This window comes from Micromonospora sp. NPDC023888, assembly GCF_040639415.1.
Taxonomy (GTDB): Bacteria; Actinomycetota; Actinomycetes; order Mycobacteriales; family Micromonosporaceae; genus Micromonospora.
Genome location: NZ_JBEZZW010000031.1, coordinates 69,406 through 87,700, shown reverse-complemented (window position 1 = coordinate 87,700; position 18,295 = coordinate 69,406). Strand labels below are relative to the sequence as shown.

The 18,295-nt window shown below is 72.3% G+C and carries 17 protein-coding genes; 8 read left to right on the top strand and 9 right to left on the bottom strand.

What is annotated here, in order from left to right; all coding sequences use genetic code 11:
* Nucleotides 1-161 precede the first annotated feature (161 nt).
* Nucleotides 162-881 carry a cupin domain-containing protein gene (locus AB0F61_RS25025; protein ID WP_357813927.1) on the bottom strand — a complete coding sequence of 240 codons (720 nt, stop codon included), beginning with the start codon at nt 879-881 and terminating at the stop codon, nt 162-164.
* 93 nt (nt 882-974) lie between these two features.
* On the opposite strand from AB0F61_RS25025, the gene AB0F61_RS25020 reads away from it, so the two are divergent.
* Genes AB0F61_RS25020 through AB0F61_RS25010 form a run of 3 tightly spaced genes read left to right on the top strand, consistent with a single transcriptional unit; the run spans nt 975 to nt 3,594 of the window.
* The gene (locus AB0F61_RS25020; protein ID WP_357813924.1) at nt 975-2,048 is read left to right on the top strand and encodes a LacI family DNA-binding transcriptional regulator; all 1,074 of its coding nucleotides are present in this window, start codon (nt 975-977) and stop codon (nt 2,046-2,048) included.
* Complete coding sequence (locus tag AB0F61_RS25015; protein ID WP_357813921.1) at nt 2,045-3,061, top strand: aminoglycoside phosphotransferase family protein; 1,017 nt, start codon at nt 2,045-2,047, stop codon at nt 3,059-3,061. The genes AB0F61_RS25020 and AB0F61_RS25015 overlap by 4 nt, the downstream gene beginning before the upstream one ends.
* Nucleotides 3,062-3,108: 47 nt before the next feature.
* The gene (locus AB0F61_RS25010) at nt 3,109-3,594 is read left to right on the top strand and encodes a GNAT family N-acetyltransferase (RefSeq protein WP_357813918.1); all 486 of its coding nucleotides are present in this window, start codon (nt 3,109-3,111) and stop codon (nt 3,592-3,594) included.
* 180 nt (nt 3,595-3,774) lie between these two features.
* Here AB0F61_RS25010 and AB0F61_RS25005 read toward each other — a convergent pair whose 3' ends face one another.
* Nucleotides 3,775-5,076, bottom strand: coding sequence for an MFS transporter (locus AB0F61_RS25005; protein ID WP_357813915.1), 1,302 nt, complete (start codon nt 5,074-5,076; stop codon nt 3,775-3,777).
* A gap of 124 nt (nt 5,077-5,200) precedes the next feature.
* Here AB0F61_RS25005 and AB0F61_RS25000 point away from each other — a divergent pair, with 124 nt between their 5' ends.
* Complete coding sequence (locus AB0F61_RS25000) at nt 5,201-6,376, top strand: FAD-dependent oxidoreductase (RefSeq protein WP_357813912.1); 1,176 nt, start codon at nt 5,201-5,203, stop codon at nt 6,374-6,376.
* Entirely contained in the window at nt 6,373-7,290 is a 918-nt protein-coding gene (locus tag AB0F61_RS24995) for an RNA polymerase sigma-70 factor (RefSeq protein ID WP_357813910.1), read from the top strand. The genes AB0F61_RS25000 and AB0F61_RS24995 overlap by 4 nt, the downstream gene beginning before the upstream one ends.
* Nucleotides 7,291-7,303: 13 nt before the next feature.
* On the opposite strand, the gene AB0F61_RS24990 is transcribed toward AB0F61_RS24995, so the two are convergent.
* Nucleotides 7,304-8,209, bottom strand: a complete 906-nt coding sequence (locus AB0F61_RS24990) for a LysR family transcriptional regulator (protein ID WP_357813908.1) — start codon at nt 8,207-8,209, stop codon at nt 7,304-7,306.
* A 118-nt stretch (nt 8,210-8,327) separates the two neighbouring features.
* On the opposite strand from AB0F61_RS24990, the gene AB0F61_RS24985 reads away from it, so the two are divergent.
* Complete coding sequence (locus tag AB0F61_RS24985; RefSeq protein WP_357813905.1) at nt 8,328-9,266, top strand: SDR family NAD(P)-dependent oxidoreductase; 939 nt, start codon at nt 8,328-8,330, stop codon at nt 9,264-9,266.
* A gap of 74 nt (nt 9,267-9,340) precedes the next feature.
* On the opposite strand, the gene AB0F61_RS24980 is transcribed toward AB0F61_RS24985, so the two are convergent.
* Nucleotides 9,341-9,901, bottom strand: coding sequence for an NAD(P)H-dependent oxidoreductase (locus tag AB0F61_RS24980; RefSeq protein WP_357813903.1), 561 nt, complete (start codon nt 9,899-9,901; stop codon nt 9,341-9,343).
* 138 nt (nt 9,902-10,039) lie between these two features.
* Here AB0F61_RS24980 and AB0F61_RS24975 point away from each other — a divergent pair, with 138 nt between their 5' ends.
* The gene (locus AB0F61_RS24975; protein WP_357813900.1) at nt 10,040-10,513 is read left to right on the top strand and encodes a MarR family winged helix-turn-helix transcriptional regulator; all 474 of its coding nucleotides are present in this window, start codon (nt 10,040-10,042) and stop codon (nt 10,511-10,513) included.
* Between the two features lie 96 nt (nt 10,514-10,609).
* On the opposite strand, the gene AB0F61_RS24970 is transcribed toward AB0F61_RS24975, so the two are convergent.
* The 5 genes from AB0F61_RS24970 to AB0F61_RS24950 form a co-directional block, all read right to left on the bottom strand.
* Nucleotides 10,610-12,406 carry an IucA/IucC family siderophore biosynthesis protein gene (locus AB0F61_RS24970; RefSeq protein ID WP_357813944.1) on the bottom strand — a complete coding sequence of 599 codons (1,797 nt, stop codon included), beginning with the start codon at nt 12,404-12,406 and terminating at the stop codon, nt 10,610-10,612.
* 44 nt (nt 12,407-12,450) lie between these two features.
* The gene (locus tag AB0F61_RS24965; protein ID WP_357813898.1) at nt 12,451-13,044 is read right to left on the bottom strand and encodes a GNAT family N-acetyltransferase; all 594 of its coding nucleotides are present in this window, start codon (nt 13,042-13,044) and stop codon (nt 12,451-12,453) included.
* Nucleotides 13,041-14,318: a lysine N(6)-hydroxylase/L-ornithine N(5)-oxygenase family protein gene (locus AB0F61_RS24960; protein ID WP_357813942.1), complete on the bottom strand. Its 1,278-nt coding sequence runs from the start codon at nt 14,316-14,318 to the stop codon at nt 13,041-13,043. The genes AB0F61_RS24965 and AB0F61_RS24960 overlap by 4 nt, the downstream gene beginning before the upstream one ends.
* Nucleotides 14,319-14,353: 35 nt before the next feature.
* Entirely contained in the window at nt 14,354-15,892 is a 1,539-nt protein-coding gene (locus AB0F61_RS24955) for an aspartate aminotransferase family protein (protein WP_357813895.1), read from the bottom strand.
* Nucleotides 15,893-16,017: 125 nt separating this feature from the next.
* Nucleotides 16,018-17,049 (bottom strand): ABC transporter substrate-binding protein, encoded by a 1,032-nt coding sequence (locus AB0F61_RS24950; RefSeq protein WP_357813892.1) that lies wholly within the window; start codon nt 17,047-17,049, stop codon nt 16,018-16,020.
* A gap of 157 nt (nt 17,050-17,206) precedes the next feature.
* Between AB0F61_RS24950 and AB0F61_RS24945 the strand changes: the two genes are divergently transcribed.
* Entirely contained in the window at nt 17,207-18,235 is a 1,029-nt protein-coding gene (locus AB0F61_RS24945) for an iron chelate uptake ABC transporter family permease subunit (RefSeq protein WP_357813939.1), read from the top strand.
* Nucleotides 18,236-18,295: the final 60 nt, after the last annotated feature.

Here is an 18,295-nt window from a genome sequence, read left to right as displayed (position 1 = left end):
AGAGCGGCGTGAAGGCCATCGTGTTATCGCTAACAATGCCTGTCAAGAGCATCAATGAAACCTGCCCGAAGTATCCCCGTACCGGCCCCGTGCCGCGCACCAGGCCGGCGCCGTGCCGCGGACCGGGCGGCGGTCGGCAGGGTCGGCGACCGCGGCGGCCGTCAGCCGGCGGTCGGATAGGTGTCGAGCAGGCCGCACATGCCCAGCCGCCCCCGCTCGACCGGCTCGTCCACCGCGTACACCCCGGCCTCGCCCAGGTGGCGGGCGTCGCCTCGCTCCAGGGCGTCGAGGTGCGCACCGGTGCCGGTGGCGGCCCGACCCGCGCCGGTCTCCCACCGCTGCCGCCACCGCGCCAGAAGCGGCTGGCGCAGGGCGACCGCGGCGGCGTAGAAGGCGCTCAGCGCCGTCGGCCCGCCGGACCGCAGCGCCTGGAAGCCGGTCACCGCGAGATCACGTCGCCGGTACGCGGCGCGCACGTCCGCGCCCGGCGCTCCCCCGTCCGGCAGGGCCGCCGCGGCGGCGTACGCGGTCGGATCGGCGAGCACGTCGGGCGGGAAGGTCAGCACCGCGTCGCCGGCCTCGGGCAGGCCGCTGTTCTGCATGAGCACCACGATCGTCAGCCCACCGCCGTTGACCAGGCGGTGCACGGTGCCCGGCTCGAACCAGACCACCGCGCCCGGCCGCAGCGGTGTCTCCCGGAAACCGGAGGCGGTCAGGGTCTGCACCGCGCCCTCGCCGTCGGTCACCACGTACCCCTCGGTGCAGCAGAGGTGCACGTGCGGGGTGCCGCCGACCAGGCCGTCCGGGGCGACGCTGTCGTAGACGCGCAGCCGGGACACCCCGATGCCGCCGGGCAGCGGGGCCGCGAAGCGGTCGGACATGGCCGGGCCTCCCTGCGGGAAAGGGCTTTCTCTGCGGTACCGTGACGCTAGCCGGCACGGCGAAACGCCGTCAACAGACCGAGGGGGCGGGCCATGGCGACCCTGTCCGATGTGGCACGCCGAGCGGGCGTCTCCCCCGCCACCGCCTCCCGCGTGATCAACGGCAGCAGCAAACCGGTGACCGACGAGCTGCGTGAGCGGGTGCTCGCCGCCGTCGCCGAGTTGCAGTACGTGCCGAACGCCCACGCCCAGCTTCTGGCCCGCTCGCACCGCAGCGCGGTGGGCGTGATCGTGCACGACGTCTCCGACCCGTACTTCGCCGAGATCACCCGTGGCCTGCAACGCGTCGCCACCGACCAGGGCCGGCTGCTGATGATCTGCAACAGCTACCGGGATCCGGACCGCGAGCTGGAGTACGTGGAACTGCTGCGCGGCCACCAGGTGGCGGCGTTGATCCTGGCCGGTTCCGGTTACCACGACGAGGCGTTCACCCGGCAGCTCAACGAGAAGCTCGCCGCGTACGAGGCCACCGGCGGGCGGGTGGCGGTGATCGGCCGGCACGAACACTCCGGCGACGCGGTGATGCCGGACAACCGGGCCGGTGGCTACCTCGCCGGACGGGAGCTGTGCGGGCTGGGGCACCAGGTGATCGGTGTGGTCGCCGGCCCGCGCATCCTGACCACCACGACCGACCGCCTGGCCGGCCTGCGGCAGGCCCTCACCGAGCAGGGCCGGGACCTGCCGGAACGGCGCATCCGGTACGCCGAGTTCGACCGCGACGGCGGCGCCGAGGCGACCGCCCGGCTGCTCGACGCCGACCCGGAGCTGACCGCGATCGTGGCCCTCAACGACTCGATGGCCATCGGGGCGCTCGCCACCCTGCGGGCACGGGGGCTGGCCGTGCCGCAGCAGATCTCCGTGGTGGGGTTCGACGACATGCCGATCGCCCGGGACGTCACCCCGGCGCTGACCACCGTGCGGCTGCCGCTTGTCGACATGGGAGTCCGGGCGATGTCCCTGGTGCTCGGCGCGGAGGGCCCGGCCCCACGGGTCGAGGTGCTCCCCGCCGAGCTGGTCCGCAGGGACACCGCCGGTCCCGCCCCGCTCGCCGCCCGCGTGAGCGCCGGCTCCGCGCCGCGCGCTCGACGGGGTGACGCCGCCCCGTGACCGGCGTCAGCCCGACGCAGCGTCTGCTCACCAGCGACGACGTGGCGTACCTGGTCCGCGCGTCGTTCGGCCCGCACACCGGGCTCCGGGACGCCGGCCCGCTGGCCGGCGGCGGATACGCGACGGTCTGGTGGGCACGCCTCGACGACGACCGCTCGGTGGTGCTGAAACTCGCCCCTCCGGCCCGGACGCCGCTGCTGCGCTACGAACGAGGACTCTGCGCCGCCGAGGCGCGATACTTCCGCCTCGTCGCGGAACACGCCCCGCGGGTGCCCGTACCGCAGGTGTTGTGGCACGGCACCGACCCCGCGTACGGCGAGTGGTTGGTCACCACGCTGTTGCCCGGCCGGTCGCTGTCCGACCTGGCCGGGGCCGGCGTCGCGGTCGACGACGGCCCCGCGCGGTACGACCTCGGCGTCGCCCTCGCCGCGTTGCACCGGGTCACCGGCGACCGGTTCGGGTACGACGACGACCGGGCCGGCGGGGCGACCTGGCGGGTGGCGTTCACGGCGATGCTCGACGCGCTGCTCGCCGACGCGACCGACTGGGACGTGCGGCTTCCGGTGACCCCGGATCACCTGCACACGCTTGTCGGACGACACGCCGACGTGCTGGACGAGGTACGCCGACCGGCGCTGCTGCACTTCGACTGCTGGGACGGCAACGTGCTGGCCGCACCCGATCCGGCGGGTCGGCTTCGGCTCTGTGGCCTGGTCGACGGCGAACGGTTCCTCTACGGCGACCCGCTGCTGGACCTGGTCTCGCCGCTGCTCTTTCGGCGCGCCGAGGACGAGCCGGAGCATCCGCTGCTGCGCGGCTACCGCAGCGCCGCCGGCACACCACTGGTGCTTGACGCTTCGGCGCGCCGCCGGCTGGGCCTCTACCGGCTGCACCTGTACCTGCTGATGACCGTGGAGATGCCCAGCCGTGGCATGACCCCGAGCAGCCATCCGCAGCGGCACGCCCGACTGGCGGCGCTGCTGGACGCGGAACTCGACGCGCTCGCGGCCTGACCCAAATCCCGTTGTCCGGCCGGTTCGCCGCTCGTACCCTGCTCGACGTGCAGATTCGGGAGTTCGCGGCGGAGGACTGGTCGCAGGTATGGCCGATCGTCGAGGAGGTGATCCGGGCTCGGGAAACCTTCCCCTACGACCCGGATATGACCGCAGACGCGGCGTACGGCATGTGGGTGGAGGCGCCGCCGGGCCGGACCGTCGTCGCGGTCGACGGCGAGCGGGTGCTCGGCACCGCCAAGATGGGCACCAACCGACCCGGTCCGGGCGCGCACGTGTCCACCGCGAGCTTCATGGTCGCCGCCGACGCGCGGGGCCGGGGCGTGGGCACCGCGCTGTGCCGCGACGCCCTGGCCTGGGCCCGCCAGCGGGGGTACGCCGGCATGCAGTTCAACGCCGTGGTGGAGAGCAACCGGTCGGCGGTCGAGCTGTACCGGCGGGAGGGCTTCGCGGTGGTCGGCACGGTGCCCGGCGCGTTCCGCCACCCCACCCTCGGCCGGGTCGGTCTGCACGTCATGTACCAGGAGTTCTGACCGGCGTCGTCCCCGCCGACGCGCGAACCGCGGCTGGCGAAGGGGGTGCCGTTCGGCGCCTGTCGAGCTGCCCCGTTGATGGGGCGGGCCCTCCCGTGCCCCACTCGCGGGCGGGCTTTCCCGTGCCCCACTGGCGGGGCAGCTCGACAGGCACAGCGACCAGGCATGGTGCCGTCGCGTTCACACCCTCGTGGCCCGGTCCGCCGGTGGCTGATCGGTGCCCAGCACGACCGCGGCCGGCGGACGACGCGGCTCGGAGCCGGCACGGCGAACCGGGCTGCACAGACCACCGACCGCGACCAGCAGGCAGCCCGCGCCCGCCACGACCATGACCGCCTGGACGCCGTACCGGCCGGCGGCCCAGGTCAGCGTGGCGGCGCCGATCGGCCCGAGGGCGTAGTGGGTGCTCCAGAACGCCGAGGTGACCCGACCGAGCAGGTGATCGGGGGTGATCTCCTGGCGCAGCGACATCGAGCAGATCCCGCCGACGCTCAGGCAGCACAGATACACCGCGGTCAGCGCGGTGACCGCCGGCACGCTCGTCGCGAGGCCGACGCCCGCCACCGCGAACCCGCAGACCGAGTGCGCGCCGATCCAGGTCGCGCCGAAGCCACGTCGGCGGCGTAGCGGGGCCACCAGCAGCGCACCGGCGACCGTGCCCAGCGCGGCCAGGCCCAGCACGGCGCCGACGGTGCCCTCGGAGCCGCCGAGGTCGTGGGTGATGTGGTAGATCAGCACGTCGGTGAAGCCGTAGGTCAGGAAGATGAACACCGACAACAGGACGGTGAGCGCGCGCAGCACGGGCTGCCGCCACAGGAACCGCGCCCCGGCCAGGAACTCGGCCAGTGGCCGCTCCCGGGTCGCCGGTGCGGCGGCGTCGGCCCGTACGGGTCGCAGGCGGATCAGCCACAGACCGGTCGCCGAGAGGGCGAAGCTCGCCGCGTTGACGGCGATGGCGAGCGCCGGGCCGAAGCGGGCCGACACCACGCCGGCGAGCAGCGGCCCGAGGACGGCCGCCGCCGCGTACGTCGCCTGCAACCGGCCATTGGCCTCGGTGATCCGGTCGGAGTCGACGAGGTTGCGGACCGCGGTCACCGCGGCGACCTGGAACACCATGCCGGCCGCCTCGCAGATGGGCAGCACGACGAAGAGCAGCCAGACCTGTGGGCCGGCGAGCCAGGCCAGGGGCACCAGGCCGTAGAGCACCAACCGGGCCAGGTCCGCCACGATCATCAGGGTGCGGCGGTCGTACCTGTCGACGAGCACCCCGCCGAAGATCCCCGCGACGACGGACGCCGCCCCCGCGACTGCGGTGAGCAGGCCCATCCGCGCCACCGACCCGGTCGCCTGGAGCACCAGCAGCGGCACCGCCAGGTAGGCGAACGAGTCACCGGCCGCGGAGAGCGACTGCGCGACCCAGTAGGTGCCGAAGGTGCGGTCCCGCCACAGCGGAGGCCGGCCAGCGGCGGCAGATCGGCTCACCGCCATGACGGTAGTGGGCCCGGCCAGCCCGGCGCAGCCGTGGCGGGCGTCACATCGACCCGATGTCACGAAGCGACGAGCGCCGCGCATCTCGTGGTCGTCAACCCAGGAGAGAGGCGAAACAATGAGCACAACGCACCACGTTCTGATCCTCGGCGCGGGTTACGCGGGCATGGCCGCGGCGACCCAACTCGCGGCACGGACCCGGAAGGCCGACGTGCACGTGACCCTGGTGAACGCGCAGGAGCGGTTCACCGAGCGCCTCCGGCTGCACCTGACGGCAACCGGGCAACGCGTCGCCGAGTTGGACATCCCCCCGCTGCTGGAGAGGACGGGCGCGCACTTCGTCCGCGGCTGGGTGACGGCGGTCGACGCCCACGCGAAGACCGTCCGGATCGACGACAGTCGGGTGCTGCGCTACGACACCCTGGTGTACGGGTTGGGCAGCGTCACCGACACGGCGGCGGTGCCGGGTGTGGAGGAACACGCGTACACCCTGGACGGTGACGCGACGACGCTGTCGGACCGGCTGGCGCGGCTCGGCGGCGGCACGGTCGTCGTGGTCGGCAGCGGGTTGACAGGCGTCGAGGCGGCCGCGGAGATCGCCGAGCGGCACCCGGAGCTCCACGTCGTGCTTGTGGGTCGGCAGGATCCCGGGGCGACCCTGAGCGCGAAGGCCCGCTCACACCTGCGGGCCGCGCTCGCCCGCCTCGGTGTCCGGGTGATCGGCGGGACAGCGGTCACGAAGGTGCTGCCCGACGGGGTGGAACTGGCCGACGCGCAGACCGTGGCGGCCGACGTCGTGCTCTGGACGGCCGGTACGCGGGTGTCGCCGCTGGCCGCCGCCGCGGGCCTGACCGTGGACGATCGCGGTCGCGTCGTCACCGACTCCACGTTGCGGTCGATGTCGCACCCCGACGTGTACGCGATCGGCGATGCGGCGGCGATCCGGCAGGGCTACGGCGTCCTGCACGGAACCTGCCAGAGCGGCATGCCGACCGGGGTGCACGCGGCGGTGTCGATCGCCCGCACGTTGCGGGGCAGGCAGCCCCGGCGGTTCCGGTTCGGTTACTACCACACGCCGGTGAGCCTGGGCCGAAACGATGCGGTCGTGCAGTTCACCCGTCCCGACGACAGCCCCCGCCGCGGGTGCCTGACCGGGCGCGCGGCGGTCTGGTACAAGGAGACCGTGAGCGCTTCGCCCTGGCCGACGTACCGTCGCATGACGACGATGCCCTCCTCCGGCGTCTTCTGGCCGCGCGGCGGCCGCTTCACCCGCCTGCGGGGCGACGCGCGGTGACCCACCCAACCGACCCTGACCAGCAGGTCTTCCACAGTCATCGCAACCTGCTGTTCTCGGTGGCCTACCGCATCCTCGGCACCGCCGCCGATGCCGAGGACGCGGTGCAGGACGCCTGGATCAGGTGGTCCTCGGCCGACCGCGCCCAGGTCGCCGACCCCAAGGCGTACCTGGCCCGCATCGTGGCGAACCTCGCCATGCAACGTCTGCGCTCGTCCCGGTGGCAACGCGAGACCTATCTGGGGCCGTGGCTGCCCGAGCCGGTCCTGACCGGTGGGGACACCGCCGACGCCGTCACCGACGCCGAGTCCGTGTCGATGGCGATGCTTGTGGTGCTGGAGACGCTCAGCCCGCTCGAACGCGCGGTGTTCGTCCTGCGGGAGGTGTTCGGGTTCAGTCACGCGGAGATCGCGGTGGCGGTGGAACGCTCCGAGGCCGCGGTCCGCCAGACCGCGCACCGCGCTCGCGAGCACGTGCGGGCCCAGCGGCCACGCTTCACCGTGGACCGGTCGCAGCAGCGCGGCGTGACCGAGCGGTTCCTCGCCGCGGCGACCGGCGGCGACCTCAACACCCTGCTGGAGTTGTTGTCCCCGGACGTCACGCTATGGACCGACGGTGGCGGCAAGGTCCGCCAGGCCCGGCGTCCCGTCCGGGGCGCGGAGCCGGTGGCGGCCTGGTTCGCGGCCATCGGCACCGTCACCTACCAGGGCGTCGAGCCGCACGACATGCACGCCGCCCTGGTCGAGATGAACGGAGGTCCGGGCCTGGTGTTCAGCGGCGCGGGCCGGGTGGTCGCCACCATCTGTCTCGACATCGACGCCGACGGCCGCGTCACCGCCATCCACAACGTGGCCAACCCCGACAAGCTCCGAGCCGTCGCCGACGGCACCACCCACCACCTGCGGACGACCTGAGCCGACCCGGCCGTCAGCCGGTCCTGGTGAGGTCGGTCGTGGTCGCGAGTTCGGTTACCACGTCCACGAGTCGGCGCAGGGCGGGCGCGGTGCTGCCCGGCAGCCAGACCATCTCGGTGTGGGCGTAGGCGCCGGTCAGCGGAACGAACACCACGCCGGTGCGGCGAAGGCTGGCTGCCGAGCTGGCGAGCCGGGTGACGCCTACCCCGGCGGCGACCAGGCCGAGGAGACTCTGCACGCTGGATTCCTCCTGGACGATGTTCGGCACGAACCCCGCCTCCCGGAACTGGTCCTCGAAGGTGCGGTGCCAGGGCTCCCAGGAGCTGCGCGGCGTGGTCACCCATGGTTCGTCCGCCAGGTCGGCGAGCGTCAACTCGGCGCGGCCGGCGAGCGGGTGACCCTCGGGCAGCACCGCGCACACCGGTTCGGTCGTCAGCCTCCTGGACGCCAGGCCGGGGACCAGCGGGGTACGGGTGAAGGCGACGTCGTAGTGGCCGCCGCGCACGCCCTGCACCAGCGGCGCGATGCCGGTGGACTCGGTGGACAGGTGGAGATCGGGTAGTTGCTGGTGCACGGCCCGGACCACCGGTGGCAGGAGGTGGTTGGCGACGGTGGTCAGGAAGGCGAGTCGAAGGTTGCCGACCTCGCCCCGCAGGGCCCGCCCCACGACGGCGACGGCCTCGTCGGCGCGGTCGGTCACGGCCCGCGCCTCGGGCAGGAACAGGGCACCGACGTCGGTCAGGGTGGTGCCGCGCGAGTCGCGGTCGAACAGCTTCGCCCCGAGGGTGCGTTCCAGCGCGGTGATCTGCTGGGACAGCGACTGTTGGGCGATCATCAGCCGGGCGGCGGCACGGGTGTAGCTCAGCTCCTCCGCGAGGACCAGGAAGTATCGCAGTTGCCGCAACTCCGGGGTGGCCACAGGGACAGACTGTAGCCAGGTCAGGAAGCGTGTGTTGGCCGTCTCGTCGGACCTGCGCGCACGATCGTTCGGGAGGCGGTAAGGGCCTCTCGACGACACCCACCGGAGGAAGCCGATCATGACTGCAACACGTCTCACCACGCCGTTCAACGCCCGGTCCACCGCCAGTGACGTGGTGGCCGGTGTCGACCTCAGCGGGCAGCGCGCCATCGTCACCGGCGCCTCGTCGGGCATCGGCGTGGAGACGGCCCGGGCCCTCGCGACCGCGGGCGCCGAGGTGACCCTTGCGGTACGGGACGTGGGGGCCGGCGAGCGGACAGCCCGGGACATCGGGGACGGCGCGGCGAATTTGTCGATCCGGGTCGTCCCGTTGGATCTCTCGGACCAGCGGTCGATCGCGGCCTTCGTCGCGGCCTGGGCGGGTCCCCTGCACATCCTGGTCAACAACGCCGGGGTGTCGGCGAGCCCCGAGGCGCGGACGCCGGAGGGCTGGGAGTTGCAGTTCGCCACGAACCATCTCGGCCACTTCGCGCTCACCACCGGGCTGCACCGGGCGCTCGTGGCGGCTGGCCGGGCCCGCGTGGTGTCGCTCAGCTCCATCGCCCACGTGTCGGCGCCGATGGTCTTCGAGGACGTCAACTTCCGCGCCCGCCCCTACGACCGGATGCTCGCCTACGGCGAGTCGAAGACCGCCACCGCGCTGTTCGCGGTCGAGGCGAACCGGCGCTGGGCCGACGACGGCATCACTGTCAACGCGGCCAACCCGGGCGCGGTCGCCACGAACCTGGGGCGGCACCTCACCGAGGAGGACTACGCGGAGCTGCCGGCGTTCGACTTCAAGACCCCGGAGCAGGGGGCGGCGACCTCGGTGCTGCTCGCCGCCTGGCCGCAGCTCGACGGCGTCGGCGGTCGCTACTTCGAGGACTGCAACCAGGCTGCGCGCCACGTCCCGGAGACACCGCTACAGGGCGTCGCGGACCACGCGACCGATCCCGCGGCGGCGGCACGGCTGTGGCAGGTCTCGCTCGACCTGCTCGCCGACGCGCGGCGGGCCTGACCGCCCGGGAGACGGACAGACACAGACGGCCGCGGGAGGGATCCCGCGGCCGTCTGCCGACGTGCTCGAATCGATCAGGCCTGGCGCAGCGGCGCGAGCGCCGTGCTCCAGGCGACCACCTGGTCGAGGGTGGTGGTCAGCGCGTCCTGCTGGAACTGGTTGGGCTTGAAGACGCTGAAGTTCTCGAAGTCGGTGAAGAGCGACAGCGCGACCTGCGAACGCACGTCGGCCATCTGCAGCTCGCCGGAGATCAACCGCAGGTGCTCCACGGCCCGCGCGCCGCCGACCGAGCCGTAGCTGACGAAGCCCACGGCCTTGTTGTTCCACTCGGCGTACAGGAAGTCGATGGCGTTCTTCAGGGCACCCGAGGTCGAGTGGTTGTACTCGGGGGTGACGATGATGAACCCGTCGTAGGAGGCGATCGTCTCGGCCCACCGCAGCGTGTGCGGCTGGGAGTACTGGCCCATTGACGGCGGGTACGCCTCGTCGAGGTGCGGCAGCTGGTAGTCGAGCAGGTCGATCAGCTCGTACTCCGCGTCGGTGCGCTGCTTGGCGATCTCGAGCACCCAGCGGGCAACGGCTTCGCCGTTACGCCCCGGGCGGGTGCTGCCGAGAATGATCCCGATCCTGGTCATGGTGGCGCCTTTCCTCGGTACGTGGGGCTGACGGGCCCGACGCTAACCGTTGATTGCTTGGTCAAGCAAGTATTTCTCCTATGGCCGCGCTCACACGCTGGGTAAGCAATTGCTGAGTCAAGCAAGTATGATATGAGGATGTCCAACCCCACCCCAAAACCGCTGCAACCCCTCAACCCCGACGAGGAGGCCCTGGTCCGCGCCCTGGGCCAGGTGATGCACGTGCTGCCCCGCGCGATCGATGCCGACATGGTCGGTGACCGTCAGCTACCGCTCACCGAATACACCGCCCTGATGAACCTTTCCGAGGCGCCGGGCCGGCGGATGCGGATGAACGAGCTCGCCTCGGCCTGCCACCTCTCGCTCAGCGGCATGACCCGCACCATGATCCGGCTGGAGACGCAGGGCCTGGTCACGCGGGAGCGCTGCGCGGATGACGCGCGCGGCTGGAACGCCGTCCTCACCGACGCGGGATTCGCCCGCCTGGAGGAGTCCTGGCCCAGCCACCTGAACTCCGTCCGCCGTCGCTTCCTCCAGCACTTCGAGAGCTTCGACCTCGCCCAGTTGGCCCGCGCGTTCCAGCGGGCCGGCACCGCCGAGACGTCCGACTGAACCAGCCGGTCACCCGGCGACCCCACCGGGCAGCTCAGGAATCCCATGCGCCCCATTGCACCCGCTGGCGCGCGTCCTGACCAGACCCGATCATGGTCAGCGGCTCGGGGCGTGGGCCGCCAACGGGTTGACGAGGGTGCCGACGAACTGGAGCGCCGCCGACGGGTCGGCCAGGTCGATCATCTGCTGGTTGTCGCGGAGCTGGAGCCGGTTGAGGCAGGACAGCGTGAACTCCGGTGCGAACAGGTCGTAGTGACGGACCCGCTCGGCCAGGTGCGGCACCCGGTCGAAGTAGTCGGCGGCGCAGGCCGCGACCGTCCGCCAGAAGTCGTCCTCGGCGAGCACGCCGGCCTCGACCAGCACCGCGTTGAGGTGCCGCAGGAAGCAGTCCACCACGTCGGTGAAGATGGTCAACAGCTTGGTGTCGTCCGGCACCTCGACCCGGATCCGTTCCACCTCGGCGGGCAGCACGACGTCGGCGCTCAGCACCGCGATCTCCTCGGCGATGTCCTTGAAGATCACCCGCTCGACCGTGTCGTGCTCGTCGAGGACCAGGATGACGTTCTCGCCGTGCGGCATGAAGGCCAGGTCGTGGGCGTAGAAGCTGTGCAGCAACGGGGTCAGGTAGGCGTCCAGGTAGCGGCGCAGCCACACCTCGGGGGCCAGGCCGGACCGGGCGATCAAGGCCGCCGCCACCGAACCGCCGTCGCTGTCCACGTGCAGCAGCGCGGCCATGGTGGACAGTCGACGCCCCGGCGCCAGGTCGGGCATCGGACTCTCCCGCCACAGGGCGGCGAACATCTTCCGGTACGGGGAGGTGCGCTCGGTCGCCGCCTCGTACTGCCGGTGCCGGTAACCCACGGCGGCCCGCTCCCGGATGACGGTCAGACCGGTGCCGGTCAGCACCTCGTCGTGCGCGATCAGGTCGGCCAACCAGTCGTTGATCGCCGGGGTGGCCGCCATGTACGCGGCCGACAGCCCCCGCATGAAGCCCATGTTCAGCACCGACAGCGCGGTCTTCACGTAGTGCCGGTGCGGCGCGGTGACGTTGAAGAAGGTACGGATGGACTGCTGGGCGAGGTACACGTCCGGTCCCGGGCCCAGGTGCACCAGCCGACGCGCGGCCAACTCACCGGCGAAGGTGACAGCCAGCTTGTTCCACCACTGCCACGGGTGCGCCGGAATCAGGTGGTAGTCGGCTAGGTCCAGCCCGAGGTCGGCCATCGTGGCCGCGAACCGGGCCCGGGTCTCGGCGTCCAGCTCGCTCTCGATGAGCGTGTCGTAGTCGAGGTCGGCGGCGCTGCTGAACGTCGAGTGGTCGCGATGCGCGGCGAGCCACTCCAGCCGGACCGGGGCGGCGGCCTCCGGCGCGTACCTGTGGTATTCGTCGACGCCGAAGCCGAGCCGACCGTTGTTGGCGACGAAGCAGGGGTGGCCCTCGGTCATCGACGTCTCGATGGTCTGGAAGTCCGCGTCGGCCAGCTCGGCGGCGCTCGGCGCGGCCTGGGCCAGCTTGTACGCGGTGCCGGCCAGCGTCGAGGTGATCTCCTCCAGGTAGACCGGGAGCACCCGCGCGGAGAGCCCGAGGGCGCCGCGCAGCTCGACGATGAGATCCACGGCGTCGGGCGGCAGCATCGTGTCGTCGCGGTGCCGGGTGATGCTGTCCGCGTCGATCTGCCAGTGCGCCAGGGCGAGGACCCGCGCGGCGAACCGGTAGGTGACCGCGCCGTCGTCGCTGCGCACCTCGTACCACTGCCGGTCGTCGGGACCCGGCACCGGCTGCGGGGTGAGCAGCCGCTCGTGGGTGAACTCGGCGAGCGCCTTGCGGACCAGCAGCCGGTTGGCCCGGGCCCACCGCTGGGGGGTGAGATGCGCGACCGGGTCGCCGGGGATGGCGGACGTGGCGACGGCGGTCTGGGCGGGGACGGCGGTGGCGGTCACGCCGGGGCTCCTTCGGTTCGGGTGGCGGCGGCAGGGTCGGTGGCGGCCTGGAACTGGGCCCGGGTACAGACGCTGAGCAGCGCGTCCTTCTCGGACTTGACGATCGGGCCGACGACGGAGAAGCCGACGGCGGCGTTCAGCGCGTGCACGGCGGTGTTGCGGACGTCCGGCTCGACCACCACCCGCCGGGTCGCCGGGTCGGCGAAGAGCCAGGCCATGACTGTGGTGAGCACCGCCCGGGTGAAGCCGTGCACCGGGGCGTCGACCGGCGCGCAGAGGAAGTGCATGCCCACGTCACCGGGCTGGTGGTCGTAGCGGCCGACCAGCTCGACGTGGGCCGGGTCGTAGCGCTCGGCGAGGAAGGCGGGACTCCCCCGCCACAGCCCGAGGTACGCGTCGTGGTGCGGGTGCCCGGCGATCCGCCGGTACTCCTCGGTCACCCCGGCCAGGTCGGCGTCCTGCATCAGCCAGAACGTCGCCTTCCGGTGGGTCACCCAGGTGTGCAGCAGCGCGGCGTCGGCGTCCGGGTCGAGCGGACGCAGCGCGAACTCGCCGAGCCGATCATCGGCGCGGGCGAAGACGACGCTCACGACGGCGCCCCGAACTCCTGGAAGGTGATGTTCTTCTCGATCGGGTAGTGCTCCCGGCCGAGCAGCTCGCGGATGATCCAGGAGTTGCGGTAGGCGCCCATGCCCAGGTCCGGCGAGGTGATGCTGTGCGTGTGGGTGCCGGCGTTCTGCAGGAAGATGCCCCGTCCGGTGTGGTCGATGCTGTAGTTGCGGGCCACGTCGAAGCGGCCGTGCGCGTCCCAGCGGATCTGGTCGCGCACCGGCGCGAGAAACTCCGGCACCCGGTAGCGGTAGCCGGTGGACAGGACGAGGCCCTCGGTCCGCAGCGTGAAGTCCCGTTCCTGCTCGACCTGACGCAACCCCAACGTGTACGTGCCGTCCTGGTGCGCGGCGCTGACCAACTCGGTGTTGGTGAGCAGGCGGGTGTTCACCGGCCCGTTGACGCTCTGCGCGTACAGCAGGTCGAAGATGTCGTTGATCAGGTCGGCGTTGATCCCCTTGAAGAGGCCCTTCTGGTCGGACTCCAGCCGGTAGCGGGTCGTCTCGGGAAGCGCGTGGAAGTAGTCCACATAGTCCGGTGAGGTCATCTCCAGGGTCAGCTTCGTGTATTCCAGCGGGAAGAACCGCGGCGACCGGGTCACCCAGTTGAGCTGGTAGCCGTACCTGTCGATGTCACCGAGCAGGTCGTGGTAGATCTCGGCGGCGCTCTGCCCGCTGCCCACCACTGTGATGCTGCGTTTGGTGCGCAGCGCCGTGCGGTGCTCCAGGTAGCGGGAGTTGTGCACGGCGTCGCCGGGCAGGTCGGCGACCGCGTCGGGCAGGTGCGGCGGGGTGCCGGTGCCGAGCACCAGGTGCCGGGCGCGATATTCGACTGTCTCCCCCGTGCCGGTGCTGGCCCGCACCACGTAGCGCTCGTCGGTGGCGTCGAACCGCACTGTGGTAACGGTTTGACCGAAGCGCAGGTTCGGCAGCTTCGCCGCCGCCCACCGGCAGTACGCGTCGTATTCGCTGCGCAGCGGGTAGAAGCTCTCCCGGATGTAGAACGGGTAGAGCCGGCCGATCTCCTTGAGGTAGTTGAGGAAGGAGTACGGCGACGTCGGGTCGGCGAGGCTGACCAGGTCGGCGATGAACGGGGTCTGCAACCGGGCCGATTCCAGCAGCATGCCGGGGTGCCAGGCGAGGCTCGGCCGGGCCTCCAGGAACACCCCGTCCAGGTCGTCGATCGGCGCGGTGAGGCAGGCCAGTCCCAGGTTGTACGGGCCCAGCCCGATGGCGACGAAGTCGTGGGTGGACATCCGGGTCTCCAGGCGCGGGTTCGGGTGCACCGGCGTCAGCCGACCTGGCAGGCCAGCTCGGCGGTGACGTGGTCGTGCACGTACCGGCCGGCGTGGGTGGCGATCAAGTCGAGCACGTAGCCGACGTCGTCGACGGTGGTGGCCGGGTTGAGCAGGGTGAACTTCAAGAAGTGCCGGCCGTCGACCCGGGTTCCGGCGACCACGGCGAGACCGGTTGCGGCAAGCGCCTCCCGGGCGTGCAGGTTCGCGGCGTCGGCCAGGCCCCGGCCCGCTCTGGTGGGGAGGTATCGGAAGACCACGGTGCTGAGGTCGGAGCGGGTCACCACCTCGAAGCGGGGGTCCTCGCTCACCAGCTGCCAGGCGTCGGCGGCCCGGTCGACCACCTCGTCGAACAGCGCGCCGAGCGCGTCCGGGCCCATCACCCGCAGGGTCAGCCAGAGCTTCAGCGCGTCGAAGCGGCGGGTGGTCTGCAGGCTCTTGTCGACCTGGTTGGGGATGCGCTGCTCCACCATCCGCGCCGGGTTGAGGTAGTCGGCGTGGTAGGTGGCGTGCCGCAGCGCCTGCCGGTCGCGGACCAGCAGCGCGCTGGAGCTGACCGGCTGGAAGAACGACTTGTGGAAGTCGACCGTCACCGAATCGGCCCACTGGATGCCGTCGAGCAGGTGTCGGCGCGTCGGCGAGACGAGCAGACCGCAGCCGTACGCGGCGTCGACGTGCAGCCAGACGCCGGTGGCGGCGCGGATCTCGGCCAGCTCCGCGAGCGGGTCGATGGAGCCGAAGTCGGTGGTGCCGGCGGTGGCCACGACTGCCATCACCACCAGACCGGCCTGCCGGCACCGCGCGATCTCCTCGCGGACGGCGGCCGGACGGATCCGCCGCCGGGCGTCGGTGGGCACCGCGATCACCGCGTCCGGGGCGAGGCCGAGCAGCTTGGCCGACTTCTGCACGCTGAAGTGACCGGCGGCGGAGGTGAGCACCCGCAGCCGGGGCAGCAGCTCGGCGCGCGCCGCCGGTCCGATCGCGTCGGCGCACGCCTCCTCCCGGGCCAGCAGCAGGGCCTGGAGGTTGGACTGGCTGCCGCCACTGGTGAAGACGCCGTCCGCGGTGGGACCGAGGCCGATCCGCTCGGCGGTCCAGTCGATCAGCCGCCGCTCGATGAGGGTGGCCCCGGCGCTCTGGTCCCAGGTGTCGAGTGACGAGTTCACGGCGGTGAGCACCGCCTCGCCGAGCAGCGCCGGGATCGCCACCGGGCAGTTGAGGTGGGCCAGGTAGCGCGGGTGGTGGAACCAGACGGCGTCGCGCAGGTAGACGTCCTCCAGCTCGTCGAGCGCGGCGCTCGCGTCGCCCAGCGGCCGGTCCAGGTCCACCCGGTCCACCAGGGGGGCCAGCTCCGCCGGGGTGATGCCGGTGACCGGGCGGTCCACGGTGGCGACCCGGCGGGCGACCCGGTCGACGCCGTCGGCGATCGTGCGCCGGTACTGCTCGACCGAGCCGTCGTGCAGCAGGTGGGCCCGCGCGGCGGCCGGCGCCGGTGGTGGCGCGGTGGTCTCGACGGGGTACGTCGGCACGGTCACGGGATGTCCTTCCACGTTCTCGACGAGGGGCAGCCGGAACCCTCCCTCGGCGCGGTCGCGCGCCTCGGGGCTGTGCTGCCTTTCGGTGGGGGTCGGCACTCGGGCGGCGTCGCCCGGCCAACGCGTCAGCTGACCTTCTTCGCGGCGCGGATCGCGGTGGCGAGGTTCTCCAGCAGCGGCGCGGAGCCGGCGTACGAGAAGCGGGGCACCGCGTCCCACGGGGTCACCTGGTTGGCCTTGACCGCGGGTAGCTGCTGCCAGGTTGGTTTGGCGGTGAGGTCCTTGGGTTGCAGCGCGGTGCCGCGGTTGTCCAGCAGGATCAGATCGGCCGGGAACCTGCCGGCGTTCTCCCAGCTCAGCGCCTCGAAGTAGTCGCCGGCTTCGAGCTTGGTGGGGACGACGATGTCGACACCCAGCTCGGCGAAGTACATCAGGTCGGTGCTGACCCTCGGGTTGGAGACGTAGAAGAGGTCGGGGCTGCCGGAGCAGGCCAGCACCCGGATTCCGGGGTTGGCCTTGACCGCCTGCCGGACCGCCTCGGCGGCGGCGTCGAAGCGGGCCTTCGCGTCGGTGACCTTCTTCGCGGACAGGTCCGCGCCGAGCGACTCGGCAAGCGCGGCGTACCGCTCGATGGGCTTGGTCATCGGCACCCGGGCGGTGGTGATCGCCACGCTTGGCGCGAGCGGGAGGATCTTGTCCTTGCTCTCGTCCGGCACGTACCAGAGCGCGTCCGGGTCGTACATGTGGGTGACCAGCAGCTCGGGACGCAGCGCCGCGTACTTCTCCAGGCTGAACTCGCCCCACACGTTGCCGAGGATCTCGACGGCCTCGACGTTGAGGTCGCCGGCCTGCGGGTCGGCCGTGCCGTCGGCCCGCCGGGTCTCGCCGAACACGCCCACGAGCTGCTTGTCCAGACCGAAATCGATCAGCGCCGCCGCCACCCCGGTGAAGGCCACCACGCGGGCCGGACGGGCCGCCGCCTCGACCTTCCTGGCACGGTCGTCGGTGAACGACCAGGGGCCGCCTCCGTTGCTGGCGGCGGGTTTCGGGGCGTCGTCCGTGCCGCAGCCGGCGAGCAGGGTGGCAAGTGTGGCGACGCCACCGGCGGTCAGGAGGCCGCGGCGGGAGAGGCGGCGGGCGGACAGGGCATCGGGCATGGTGTTGTCTTTCGATCAAGGGTTGGCCGGGGTCGACCAGGGCAGCGGGGTTAGGTTAGCCTAACCTCGGTTATTGTCAACAGCGGTTCGCCGTGTCGCCACCACCCCGGAGCCCACACTGGACGCCACACCCACCGTCACCCGACCGGCACCACCCGTGCCGACCGGGGACCCGGTCGTACCCCCGAGCCGGCGTGGTCGTCCCGCGATCCGCGCCGCCGGCCTGGTCGCCGCCGTGGCGCTGCTCGCGGTGGTCGTGGTGCTCAGCATCGCGGTCGGCGCGAAGGCCATGCCGCTCGCCGACGTCTGGTCCGGGTTGCTGCACCGCGACGCCACCGAGTACGCCGTGGTGCACCGGATGCGCCTGCCCCGCACCCTGCTCGGGCTCCTCGCCGGCGCCGCGCTCGGGATGGCCGGCGCGGTCATGCAGGCGCTCACCCGCAACCCCCTCGCCGACCCCGGGCTGCTCGGCATCAACGCCGGCGCGTCCGCGGCCGTCGCCACCGCCGCCGCGTTCCTGGGCGTCACCGCCGTCGGCGGGTACGTCTGGTTCGCGCTGCTCGGCGCGGCGGTGGTGACCGCTGTCGTCTACGCCGTCGGCGGCGGGCGTGGAGCCACCCCGGCCCGCCTCGCGCTGGCCGGCGCGGCGCTCAACGCCACCCTCTACTCGTACGTGAGCGCGGTGATGCTGCTGGACACCACCTCGTTGGAGCGGCTGCGGTTCTGGACGGTCGGCTCGCTGGCCGGCGCGGACTCCGCGACCGTGACCCGGGTGCTGCCGTTCATCCTGGTCGGCCTGCTTGTCGCGCTCGGCGCCGCCCGCCCGCTGAACGCGCTCGCGCTCGGCGACGACGCGGCCCGCGCCCTGGGCGCCCGACCCGCGCTGATCCGCGCCGCCGTGATCGTCGCGGTCACCCTGCTCTGCGGCGCGGCGACCGCCGCGTGCGGCCCGCTGGTCTTCGTCGGACTGCTGGTGCCCCACCTGGTCCGCGCCCTGACCGGCCCGGACCTGCGCTGGCTGCTGCCGTACTGCGCGGTGCTCGCGCCGGTGCTGCTGCTCGGCGCCGACGTGCTCGGCCGGGTGCTGGGCCGGCCCGGTGAACTCCAGGTCGGCATGGTGACCGCCGTGCTGGGCGGCCCGCTCTTCCTGTGGCTGGTCAGCCGCTCACGGGTGGCCCAGCCGTGAGCGAGCGGACGAGTGGGCTCAGTGCCGTGGCGCGACGCGCCAGCACGGAGCGAAGCGGAG